Consider the following 11758-nt stretch of genomic DNA (forward strand, 5'->3'; position numbering starts at 1 on the left):
GTGTTTTCAGTGTTATTTCTGGATAGTCGATTGATGAAATCCATTCTTGCCGGGGCCGCCACCATCCTGACGGTCTGCTGCACCGTCCCCGCGGCATGGGCGCAGCAGGCCGATGGCGGTGCGCGTGATCTGAAGCTGGTGGTGGGTAGCCAGCGTGAGCTACGACTGAACAAGCCGCTTGAACGCGTGGCGATCGGCAATCCCGCCGTGGCGGATGCGTTGCTGCTAAAGAGCGGCCCGGGTGCCAACGGCGTGCTGGTGGTGGCCAAGAAGCCCGGCGCAACCGAGCTCATGGTTTGGGCGCGTGGCGAAGCCGCGCAAACCTACCGGGTGCAGGTGGATGCGACGCGAGGCGAGCCCGGTGGCCCCGACGTAGCTGTATCTGGCGGGGGCGCACTGATCAGCGGCGAGGCGCGCGATGCGCAGGCATCGCTGCGCGCGCAACTGGTGGCGCGCGCAGCCACTGCCACGGCTGAGGGCAAGGGCGGCGTGGTGATCGATCGTTCCACGATTCCAGTCAGCAGCACGGTACAGGTCGACGTGAAGGTGGTCGAGGTCAGCAAGACTGTACTTAAGGAGGTGGGGTTCAATTTCTACCGGAACAACGGCGGCTTTGCCTTCGGTACGTTCTCTCCGTCGTCGCTGAACAAGTTCACTTTCACACCGCGAACAGACTCCACGCCGGGTTCGTTCAGTGCCGACATCAGCTCGCCGATGAGCAGTGCCTTCAATCTTGTCGCGGCGTCATTCTCGCGCGGGATCTTCGCCAATCTGAGCCTGCTTGAGAGCAATGGCATGGCGCGGGTGCTGGCCGAGCCTAGCCTGGTGGCGCTGTCAGGGCAGAGCGCGAGCTTTCTTGCCGGCGGGGAGATCCCGATTCCGGTGCCGCAGGCACTCGGCACGACCACCATCCAGTTCAAGCCCTTCGGCATTGGCCTGACCGTGACACCCACCGTGCTAGCCAAGGATCGCATTGCTTTGAAGGTGGCGCCTGAAGCCAGCGATCTCGATCCGTCACGCGGCATATCGATCAACGGTGCCATGGTGCCTGCCATCGTGACCCGCCGCGCCGACACCACGGTGGAACTCGGCGACGGCGAGAGCTTCGTGATTGGCGGGCTGGTCAGCCGTACCACGGTCAGCAACGTCAACAAGGTGCCCTTCCTTGGCGACCTGCCGATCATCGGCACCTTCTTTCGCAACCTGAACTTCAACCAGGAAGACCGCGAGCTGATGATCGTGGTCACGCCGCGCCTGGTGCGCCCGCTCGCCAAGGGCGCGGCGGCCGTGGCCGCGGTCAGCGAGGATGGGCGCACCAGCGGCAATCCCAATGTGTGGGGCCGGTACGTGCTTGGCGAATACGTCGATCCGACGCTGCCAGGGTTTTCAAAATGACATTGGGCAAGCAGGACGACGGCGCAAGGCAGGGTCAGATGGACTTTTTCCTGTTCAACACCGCACAGCTGGAGCCGCGCCAATGGCTGGCCAATGCGCTCGGCAACCTGGGCCGGCTGGTCGTCGAGGCTGGCCCGCAGGATGCCTTCGTGGAGCAGATCGCCACGGTCAATCCCGGCATGGTCTTCCTGCATTTCTCGCGGGAGCAGGCGCTGGCATCAAGCCGGCTGGCCGAGCACGTGACGAAGCTGTACCCGGGGCTGCCGCTGGTGGCGGTGGGCAACGCGGGAGAGCCGGACATCATGCTGGCCGCGCTGCGGGCCGGCGCCAAGGACTTCATCGACATGACCGCGCCGCCGGCTGGCGCGATCGAGATCGTGCGCAGGCTGCTGGCGGTGCGGGTCCAGGCGGAGCCGGCACGCCGGGGCAAGGTCGTGGCGGTGCTTGGCGCGCGCGTGGGCGTGGGTGCCACAACGCTGGCTACCAACCTCGCGGCGACGGTGCGCAAGCGCAGCCATGGCGAAGTGCTGTTGATGGACCTGGGGCTGCCATCGCGCGACGGCTCGTTGTACATGAACATCAGCCCCGGCTTTCACTTTGTCGAAGGCGTACGCAACCTGCGGCGCTTCGACCAGGTTTTCGTGCAGACCGCGCTGGCGCGCCACGGCAATGGCGTGGCCGTGTTGCCGCTGCCGGCCACCCTGGCGGAGATGCGGGATATCTCGTTCATGGAGGCGCTTGGGCTACTGAATCGCCTGCGCGCTTTTTTTGACCTGCAGGTGGTGGACCTGGGCGGCTTTAGCAATGTCGACTTCATGGCGCACCTGGTCAAGGCCGCCGATATGGTGGTGTTGGTGGTGGACCAGAGCGTCGGCGCCATCGTCTCGGCCGCGGAGTTGCTCCAGGAGTTGAAGAAGCGCGAGGTGGAGCGCGAGGACCTGCACTTGCTGGTCTCACGTTTCGAGGCGCGCCTGGGCGTGGATGCCCAGCAGATTGCGCAGCGCCTGGAGGCGCCATCGGTCGGCACCTTGCCCGACCGGCGCGAGGCGCTGGTGCTGGCGCTCAACCGTGGCGTGGTGCTGGCCGATGACAGCCCCGCCGATCCCTATGTCCGTGCCATTGGCCAGTTGGTGGATCGGCTGGGATACCGTGCCGGCACTGCAAGCGAAGCTGGCTTGTTGGGCCGGGTAAAAGAAAAACTGCCCGAAGCGCTACGCGCCATGCGCGTGATACGCGCTGAGCGGGCTGGGAACTGACATGTCGCAAGCCATCGAATTCTCCGATAACTCCGCCGCGCCTTTTCCTGCTTCGCAGGAATTCCAAAATATCAAGGAAGCGGCCCATGAGCATCTGCTCACCCGCATTGAGGAGCTGGGCGCGGAGTTCGGCCGCTGGTCGCGCACCGCGATCAACCGCTTTGTCGACCTGGAGCTGGAGAGCTTCACGCGGCTGCGCCGCATTCCCATCAACGAGGCCGAGCTGCATCAGATCGCCGAGGCGCTGACCAAGGAGCTGGCGGGCTTCGGCCCGATCGAGGACTTGCTCAACGACCCGGCGGTGGAAGACATCCTGGTCAACGGGCACCTGGACGTCTATGTGTCCCGGCACGGCGTGCTGGAGCGCATTCCCGTGCGCTTTGCCGATAGCGGGCATCTGCTGCGCATCGTGCGCCGCATCCTGGCGCCGATCGGCCGGCGGCTGGATGAGTCCAATCCCATGGTCGACGCGCGCCTGCCGGATGGCGGGCGCATCAACGTGGTGATTCCCCCGCTGGCACTGGCCGGCCCGGTGGTGTCGATCCGCAAGTTCCGCAAGGACCCGCTGACGCCTGCGGACCTGCAAGGCCTGGGCACCATGAGCCCCGAGGTCAACGAACTGCTCGAGGCTGCCGTAAAGGCCCGCTGCAATATCCTTGTCAGTGGCGGCACCAGCTCGGGCAAGACATCGCTGCTCAACGCGCTGGCCACCTATGTGCCCGACGGCGAGCGCGTGATCACCATCGAGGACACGGCGGAACTGGCGCTCAACCATCCGCACGTGGTGCGGCTGGAGAGCCGCCCCGGCGGCTTCGAAGGCACGGGCGTGGTGTCGATCCGCGATCTGCTGCGCAACAGCCTGCGGATGCGGCCCGACCGCATCATCGTGGGCGAGGTGCGCGGCGGCGAGGTGCTGGAAATGCTGCAGGCCATGAGCACGGGGCACGATGGCTCCATGGGCACCATCCACTCGAGCAGCCCGCGCGAGTGCCTGTACCGCCTGGAGATGCTGGCCGGCTTTGCCGGCTTCCAGGGCAGCGAGGCCAGCCTGCGCCGGCAGATTGCCAATGCCATCGACTTCATCGTGCAGATCGGCCGGCTCTCCAACGGCAAGCGCCGCATCCTCTCGATCACGGAAGTCACCGGCCTTGGCGACAACATCATCTCGACCCAGGAGCTGTTTCGCCACGAGCCGTTCGTCGGCCCCGACGGCAACGAGGTAGACCGCTGGCTCTCGCTTGGCATCTTGCCGCATTCGCCCAAGCTGGCGCGCATGCGCCCGAACAACTTTGGCCTGGACGACCGCTTCGATGTCTAGCGCGGCGCTGGTCGTTGCGGCGGCCGCTCTCGTTTTGCTCGGACTGGGCCTGCTGCTGCTGTCCAGCGCCAAGGCGCGCGCGCAGGAAGAGCGCGCGCGTGCGTTCTTGCAAGCGCAGACCGAGCAGGTCAAGGCACGCTACGCGACTACGCCAGAGCCGCAAGCCGGCAAGAAGCAGCACGATCTGCGGCGCAAGTGGGCGGATTTCCTGCGCCGCGCGGACCTGGCGCCGACGCGGCGCACTTATGCGCTGTGGGGTGGTTCCATCATCGGCTTAGGGCTCGTGGGCGTTGCCATGGGCGGTTGGCTGGCTGCATTGGCCGCGCTGTCCATCGGGCTGGTGATCCTGTATTTCATGCTCTGGAACCGAGCCCGTCGTACCGGGCAGAGGCTTCGCCAGCAGTTGCCGTCGTTTCTCGATGCGGTAGTCCGGATGATGAGCATCGGCAGCAGCGTGCCGTCGGCCTTTCAGGCTGCCATCGGCAATACCGAGGCGCCATTGCGCCAGTGCCTGGTACAGGCCATCCACTTGCAGCGCGCAGGCAAGGAACTGGATCAGGCGGTCTTGCAGGTCGCGCGGATCTACCAGGTTGACGAACTGATGCTGCTGTCTTCCGTGCTCCGTCTCGCGGTGCGCTACGGCGGTCGCGCGGACATTGTCATGGAGCGTACCGCCGCTTTCATGCGAGACCGCCAGCAAGCGCAGCAGGAACTGCATGCGCTGTCGTCCGAGACGCGGTTGTCGGCCTGGGTGCTTGGCTTGCTGCCGATGGTGGTGGCCGGGATGATGTTTGTGATGAACGCCGCCTACATCATGATGATGTGGCGCGACCCGGCCGGCAAGACGCTATTGCTGGTTGCCGTGGTACTGGAGGTGATGGGGGCGGCCATGCTCTATCGCCTGGCCAGGTCGGTATAGGAACAAGGGACCATGGATAGCACTACCTTGATCTCGCTGAGCCTATGCGCGGCGGCCATCGGGCTAGCCGCCCTGGCCTTGCCGCTAGTGGCGCAATGGCGGCAACGTCACCGCGCCGAGCGGACCATCGATGCTGCGCTCTCGCGGCAGGCGGCCGTTGCTGCCGCCGTGCCGGATGCTCCGGCCACGGCTCCGCCCAGCGCCGCCAATGCCGCCAATGCCGCCAATGCCGCCAATGCCGCCGCGGCCCAAAGTGCCGGCGCTCGCATTGGTGCGCGGCTGGGCAGCCAGCTTAGCAAGCGCTTTGACCAGCGTTGGCTTGAATCGCCTTTGGGCAAAGCCGTGGTGACGGCCGAAGAACAGCGCTTGCTTGAGCAGTGTGGCTTTTACGGTGACAAGGCCCGGGCCATATTTGGGGGGCTGCGCCTGTCATTGCCGGTGGCCCTGGCGGCAGGGGTCTTTGCATGGCGTTTGCCCACTTCGCTGATGGGCGCAGCGATGTGGGCCTTCGTCACGTTCGCGGTGTGTTTCCTGGCACCGAAATGGGCGCTGCAACGTCGGGCCAGCAGCCGCAAGCTGCGCCTGGAGGATGAGTTGCCCGTGCTGGTCGACATGCTGCGCCTGCTGCAGGGCGTGGGGCTGTCGATCGATCAGAGCCTGCAGGTGATCGTGGCTGAGTTCGGCGGCATGCTGCGCGTGCTTGGCCCTGAGCTGATGCGTGCCAACCAGCAGTTTGCCTCGGGCCGGTCGCGCGACCAGACGCTCCAGCGCATCGGGAAGCTGTTCGACAGCGAGGACCTGAAAAGCCTGATCACCATGCTTAGCCAGGTGGATCGATTCGGCGGGGCCGTTCAGGAGCCGCTGCGGCAATTCGGCTTGCGCCTGCAGGAATCGCGCAAGGCGCGCATGAAAGAACAGGTGGGGAAGCTGACCGTGAAGATGACTGCAGTCATGGTGGTGACCATGCTGCCCGTATTGCTGATCATCACGGCCGGACCCGGATTTTTGGGCGTGATAAGAATGCTGGCGCATATGTCGGGGGGACCGAAATGAACAAACAAGACAAGCGCTCGGGAAGCAAGACGAGATATCGATCGCTTTGGCCCGTGCGCTCCTTAGCCGGCCTGGCATCGGCGCTGGCCGTGGCCGTGTTATCCGGCTGCGGTACCAGCCTGGCCACCCGCATGAGCGATCAGGCCGATGCCCAGGTGGAGCTGTCCAAGCTGCGCGACAAGCAGGACCGGGCCATCTACGACGATAAATCGGTCTACCTCGGCCTGATCGGCAAGATGCAGGAAGAGGGCCTGTACTTTGCGTCGCTCGCGCATATCGACGTCTACGAGAAGCGCTTCGGCGCGTCGCCGGCGATGACGCTGATGCGCGCGGATGCGTTGCGCGAGACCAATCAGGATGCCGCTGCCGAGCAGGCTTATCGCAGCCTGGCCGGCACTTCGGTGCAGGCGCGCGCCTACCACGGCCTGGGCCTGATCGCCGGTCGCAGGAACGACTTTGCCGCTGCCGCGACAGCGTTTCAATTGGCGGCCGGCGCGGATCCCACCAATGCGCAGGTGGCCAATGACCTGGGCTACGCGCTGATGCGTACGGGTGCGTTGGCCCAGGCGCGCGTGCCGGTGATGCAGGCCCTGCAGCTCGATGGCAAGAACCCGCGCGTGGTGAGCAACGCGGCGGTCTGGCTCGCCGCCGACGGCAAGCGTGACCAGGCGGCGTCGCTGATGCAGCGGGCTGGCCTGCCCGAGGCAACGCGCAAGGCGGTGATGCAGGAGGCGGAGCGGGTCCGGCGCGCGGGCACGCAACGCGAGCGCGTCGCAGCGCAGCAGGCCGTGGCGCAGACCGCTCCACAATCGGCCCGGCTTGCCGCCGCCGGGACATCCGGCCCGAACCATCAGCGCCTGACCGACATCGTCCAGGCCACGCCATGAGAGATCGCTGGATGGCACAACCTCGCAATACCCGATACCCATTGTCCGTGCCGACTGCACCAACCCAGGAGATTGCCATGAACCAGACCGGAACAAGAAGCCTGCGTGGCCATGCCCGCCGCAGCGGACTGGCGCTAGCGTTCGCCGTGCTCGGGTTGGGCGCCTTCCCCGCCGAGGCCCAGACGGACGCACCTGCCACACCGTCGGCGCGACCGGCCCGGCAAGAGATTGGCCCGCATACCCGTGGCATCCTCGAGATCCAGCGCAGTGGCGCGCAGGCCGGCGAGCAGCAGGTGTTGCATGGGGAGCAGGCAGCCCTGTCCTACCAGCGCTATTTGGCGACGTTTACCTATCCGATCCCCGAGTTCTACACGGGCCAGGCGGGGTCGAAAAATGGTGCCGCCGGCGGAGCAGGCCAGGGAGTGGCAGGCCGATGATTCGCTGCTGCTCGCATCTCGTCGCCGGGCGCCGACGCGGGCAGCGCGGTGCCATCGGCGTGCTTGGCGCCCTGCTGCTGGCGACGGTTGCCATCGGTTCGCTGGTGTCGATCGATGTCGGCCATGTGTTCTACCGGCAGCGCCAGTTGCAAAAGATCGCCGACATGGCCGCACTGGCCGGCGCGCAGCAGCTCAAGCAAGCCGCGGCTGCCGCCACCGTGTCGGCCAATGTGCTGAGCGCCACGCAATCGGCTGGCGCGCAGAATGACTACGCCGGTACGGCGAGCGCCAATTGCAGCGCAGCGGGCAGCAGCGACGCCGATGGCATGCGTGTCTGCCTGGGCGTATGGGATCCGGCCTACAGCACTGGGAGCGACACCGTACGGCACTTCAACGCCGGCTACGACACCACCAAGCTATCGGCAAACGCGGTGCAGGTGGTGGTGACCCAGACCGTGCCGATCCTGTTCGTGATTCCCGGCAGCGCATCGCGCCAGTTGCGCGCGGAGGCGATTGCCAATGCGAGCCCGCCGGTGGCGTCGTTCTCGATCGGTAGCGGGTTGCTGGATGTCAACACCGGTAGCAGTGTGCTCAGCAGTTTGCTGGGGACCTCGGTGCAGTTGTCCGCTTTAGACTGGCAAGGCTTGCTCAACGCCAATGTCACACTCGACCAGCTGCGCCTGAAGCTGGGTGTTGGCACCATTGACGACTTGCTGAAGACATCGCTGTCGATCCAGCAATTCTATGCGCTCGTGCTGGGCGCGGCCGGCAAGGATTCGCTGCTGTCCGCCGCGCTGGGCAGTCCGCCCACGCAACTTGGGTTGAGCGGGGTCAAGGCTAACGTGGGACTGGGCCAGTTGCTGAACCTGGGCGTGCTGGCGCCGGCGGCGTCGTCAGCGGCCGACGTGGCGCTGAACGTGGCGCAACTGCTGATGCTCGGGGCGCAGGTCGCAAATGGCAACTCGGCGATCCAGGTGAAGTTGCCTCAGATTAATGTGGCCGGACTGACCAATATCGGTGCGCAGTTATATGTCGCGCAGCCGCCCGTGATGGCCGTAGGGCCGGCGCGCCAGCTTGGTCCCGGAGTCTGGCAAACCACCGCACACACGGCGCAGATGGGGTTGCGACTCGATCTCGGGGTCAATATCAACGTGCTCAGCCTGGTGGGCGTCGGCATAAACCTGCCACTCTACGTCGAAGTCGCGGCGGCCACGGCCTCATTGCAGGGCATTCAGTGTGCGGCCGCAAAGGCGGATTGCCGTGCCACATTGGGGGTGAACACAGGCTTGGTCAAGGCATGCCTTGCCGCGGCCTCCGGCAGTGGTTGCGCGTCCGGACCTGTCACGTTAGTCAATACCGGGATAAGTCTTCTCGGCACGGGTGTGAGCATCATTGCCAGCACCAGTCCGCCGCGAGCTGGTGCGGTCAGCGTCAACAGTTCGACTGTCAACTTGGCGCCTGGCACCACGACCCGGGTGGGGACTCCGCAGCCACTGAGCGGGGTGGTGAAAGATGTCTTGCGTAACCTGAACCTGAATGTTGCCGTCACGGTGGGTTGGTTGGTCTCAGTGGACATCCCATTGCAACTCGGCGACCTGCTCGCCCCATTGTTCGAAGCGCTGGACCCCGTGCTGGTGCCCCTCCTAGGCGCATTAGGCATCCAGCTAGGCTACGCCGACATCTGGATGCAAGGAATCGACTGTAACAACGCCGAGCWGGTGTTCTGAGCCATGCAGCAGGCTAATCGCTATACGGCGGAAGACAGATGAAGACAGATCGCTGGGCTTACGAGAGCCTTGAAGTATATGTATGGGAAGGCAAGTCTGACATTGCCGAGCGCGTGGCGCGTTTCCTGTCGCCGCTTGGCGTGGACGTGATCCGCGCCGGCGCACTGGAGGCATTGCCCGCGGAGCCGCGCCTGAAGCCGTGCGTGGCGGTCATCAGTGTCTCGGTGATCGGCGCGGCGAAGTTCACCGCGCTGGACTGGGAGGCGGCCCACGGCATGCCCGTGGTGTGGGTGGCGGCGCCGGGGCGCGAGACGGATCCGGGGCGCTTTCCCGCGGAGTATGCGCATATCCTGGCCGACGATTTCACGGGGCCTGACCTGCGCAACCAGATCGGCAAGCTGCTGCCGCAGTTGCTGGCGGCGGCCGAGCCCGCGAACGCGGTAGCGGATCTGGTGGCGGAGTCGCCCGCCATGCAGCAGTTCCTGTCGCAGGTGGAGACCTTCGCCGATTTCGGCAGCAACGTGATGCTGTATGGCGAGACCGGCGCGGGCAAGGAGCGGATCGCGCAGCGCTTCCACGAGCGCAACAGCATCTATGGCAAGGGACCGTTCGTTGCCGTGAATTGCGGGGCGATTCCCGATGGCCTGTTCGAGTCGCAGTTCTTCGGCCACGCCAAGGGTGCGTTTACCGGTGCGATGTTCGCGCACCGCGGCTTCTTCGAGCAGGCCAACGGCGGCACGCTGTTCCTGGATGAAATCGGGGACCTGCCGCTGTTCCAGCAGGTCAAGCTGCTGCGCGTGCTGGAGGAGAGCGCGCTGACCCGGCTGGGCTCGACCATGCCGGTCAAGCTGGATTTCCGCCTGGTCGCGGCCACCAACAAGGATCTGCGCGAGGCCGTGTCGCAGGGCCGCTTCCGTGCGGACCTGTATTTCCGGCTGGCGGTGATCGAGCTGCGGCTGCCCAGCCTGGAAGAGCGGGGCGCCGTCGATAAGGTGGCGTTGCTGGTGTCGTTTCTCAAGCAGATGCTTGGGGCCTCAGGCCTGGACGCATTGCCGCCCGTGCCTGACTGGCTCAAGGGTGCGGTGGGCACGGCGTTCTTCACGGGGAATGTGCGCGAGTTGCGCAACCTGGCCGAGCGCATCGGCATTACCGTGCAGCAGACCGGGCATTGGGACGAGGCGCGGATCCGGCCTTTGTTTCGCAGCCTGCGCCCGGGTGCGTTCGACAGCAGCGAGCGCACGGCCGACTGGCGCGGCGAGACCGAGGAGCGCCGCCGCATTGTGGCCGCGCTGGATGCCAATAGCTGGCGGCGCCAGGATACGGCGGCCAGCCTGGGCATCAGCCGCAAGGTGCTGTGGGAGAAGATGCGCAAGTTCCAGATCGCCGACAACGAGGCCGAGCCGGCGTGAATTGCCCCCGTGTCATGGCACGGGGGGCGCTGCGCTTCAGAACGTCTTCTTGCCGCCCTGGTAAGCGCTGACGATGCGGTTCATTTCCGCCAGCAGCGCGGCGGGCTCGCCGTGCAGCGTGCGCGCAATGCCTTGCATGTAGCCGAGCAGTTCCTGCTTGGCGGCTTCGGCAAAGTCCATGGTCACTGCCTGGTCTTCGTACAGCAGCACGTACGAGCGGGCGAAGCCGTACAGCAGGAAGTAGGCCGCGGCGTGCGCGGGGTCGGTGTCGATCAGCTCGCGCGTGGCTTTCTTCACCGTCACGAAAGCGTCGGTGCCGGGGAGCGAATCCTGGAATTGCTGGAGGGTGGTTTCAAGCGTCATGGCGCAATATCGGTTAGTGAAAACGGGTTCGGTAGGTCAAATGAAAATCGCTGGGCGGATCGGGCCCGCTCATACGCTGTTCAACATGCGCCGCAGCAGCGCGGCGCCATCGCGCCCCTTGTAGGCGCGTTGCCATAGGTCATTGACCATGGTGGTGTAGAGCCGTACCGCCTCGGGTGCTGCGGTCACGGTGGCGATGCCAGTGGACACGTTGGGAAACTCGCCAAAACGAAATGGGCTGGTGGCCACATAAGCCTTGCCGGGCCGCTCGAAGACCTGGAAGGTCACGTTGGGCATGCTGCCGTCGACGATGCCGATCTGCAGGCCGATCGGCTGCGCGTCCAGCAGGTCGATCACGCGTTCGATCTCGCGCCGGGCTGCCAGCGAGCGCTCCATGCGCACCGCGGGCGGCAGGTCCAGCCGTCCCACCAACCCAAAATGCACGAAGCGCTCCAGCGAGCGCAGGTCGATCAGGCTGGTGATGGGGGGCACGCTGCGCGCGAACGATTGCTTGCGCTCTTCCAGCAGGTCCAGCAGGGCGTCGATGGTTGCGGCTGGCGCCGGCTGCGGGCTCTCCGCTAGCATCTGGCGCAGGTGGCCGGCGTAATCGGGCGAGGTCAGCAGGTAGGAGATCGGTTCGAAATGGGCCAGGATGCGCGTTGCGCCATGCTCGAGCTGGCGCATGCGTTCGATATACGCCACGGCCGAATAGTAGTACTCGGACTCGACCCCCAGCATGGATGCCAGCGAGGTGCCGAGCAACTGGGCGAGACGGCCAAGGGTCTCGATCTTGACGATGTCGCCCTTCTCCATGCGGTAGATCGCGGCCCGCGATACGCCGAGCTGTTCGGCGATGGCTTCCGCGCGCATTCCCGCGCCAAGACGGTAGGCGCGCAGGCGATTGCCGATTTCAACGAAATCAACCATTGGGCCGGCAGCGAGCGGAGCGTCCATCCTCAGGGAATCTCAAAAAGAAGACAAGACCCATCCTAGC

General features: G+C 65.4%; 11 protein-coding genes. 9 read left to right on the forward strand and 2 right to left on the reverse strand.

From position 1 onward, the window contains the following. Positions 1-33 precede the first annotated feature (33 nt). From AB4061_RS26395 to AB4061_RS26435, 9 genes are all read left to right on the forward strand, one after another. The gene (locus AB4061_RS26395; RefSeq protein ID WP_441639055.1) at positions 34-1395 is read left to right on the forward strand and encodes a type II and III secretion system protein family protein; all 1362 of its coding nucleotides are present in this window, start codon (positions 34-36) and stop codon (positions 1393-1395) included. Between the two features lie 38 nt (positions 1396-1433). Next, positions 1434-2651, forward strand: a complete 1218-nt coding sequence (locus AB4061_RS26400) for an AAA family ATPase (protein WP_441639123.1) — start codon at positions 1434-1436, stop codon at positions 2649-2651. A gap of 1 nt (position 2652) precedes the next feature. Next, complete coding sequence (locus AB4061_RS26405; RefSeq protein WP_441639057.1) at positions 2653-3969, forward strand: CpaF family protein; 1317 nt, start codon at positions 2653-2655, stop codon at positions 3967-3969. Further along, positions 3962-4888, forward strand: coding sequence for a type II secretion system F family protein (locus AB4061_RS26410; RefSeq protein WP_441639059.1), 927 nt, complete (start codon positions 3962-3964; stop codon positions 4886-4888). Before AB4061_RS26405 ends, AB4061_RS26410 begins: the two co-directional genes overlap by 8 nt. Before the next feature lie 12 nt (positions 4889-4900). Continuing rightward, the gene (locus AB4061_RS26415) at positions 4901-5941 is read left to right on the forward strand and encodes a type II secretion system F family protein (protein ID WP_441639061.1); all 1041 of its coding nucleotides are present in this window, start codon (positions 4901-4903) and stop codon (positions 5939-5941) included. Then, positions 5938-6828, forward strand: coding sequence for a pilus assembly protein TadD (locus AB4061_RS26420; RefSeq protein ID WP_441639063.1), 891 nt, complete (start codon positions 5938-5940; stop codon positions 6826-6828). Before AB4061_RS26415 ends, AB4061_RS26420 begins: the two co-directional genes overlap by 4 nt. A 77-nt stretch (positions 6829-6905) precedes the next feature. Further along, on the forward strand, positions 6906-7265 hold the full coding sequence (locus tag AB4061_RS26425; protein WP_441639065.1) for a DUF3613 domain-containing protein: 360 nt from the start codon (positions 6906-6908) through the stop codon (positions 7263-7265). Next, on the forward strand, positions 7262-8992 hold the full coding sequence (locus AB4061_RS26430; RefSeq protein ID WP_441639067.1) for a TadG family pilus assembly protein: 1731 nt from the start codon (positions 7262-7264) through the stop codon (positions 8990-8992). Before AB4061_RS26425 ends, AB4061_RS26430 begins: the two co-directional genes overlap by 4 nt. 38 nt (positions 8993-9030) lie before the next feature. After that, positions 9031-10401 carry a sigma 54-interacting transcriptional regulator gene (locus tag AB4061_RS26435; protein ID WP_441639069.1) on the forward strand — a complete coding sequence of 457 codons (1371 nt, stop codon included), beginning with the start codon at positions 9031-9033 and terminating at the stop codon, positions 10399-10401. A 36-nt stretch (positions 10402-10437) separates the two neighbouring features. On the opposite strand, the gene AB4061_RS26440 is transcribed toward AB4061_RS26435, so the two are convergent. Together AB4061_RS26440 and AB4061_RS26445 are read right to left on the reverse strand one after the other, a co-directional pair. Next, on the reverse strand, positions 10438-10764 hold the full coding sequence (locus AB4061_RS26440; RefSeq protein ID WP_006165120.1) for a hypothetical protein: 327 nt from the start codon (positions 10762-10764) through the stop codon (positions 10438-10440). A gap of 69 nt (positions 10765-10833) precedes the next feature. Further along, the gene (locus tag AB4061_RS26445) at positions 10834-11691 is read right to left on the reverse strand and encodes a helix-turn-helix domain-containing protein (RefSeq protein WP_309405743.1); all 858 of its coding nucleotides are present in this window, start codon (positions 11689-11691) and stop codon (positions 10834-10836) included. Positions 11692-11758 lie beyond the last annotated feature (67 nt).

The organism is Cupriavidus sp. YAF13, assembly GCF_052113425.1.
In the GTDB taxonomy this organism is placed as follows: Bacteria; Pseudomonadota; Gammaproteobacteria; order Burkholderiales; family Burkholderiaceae; genus Cupriavidus.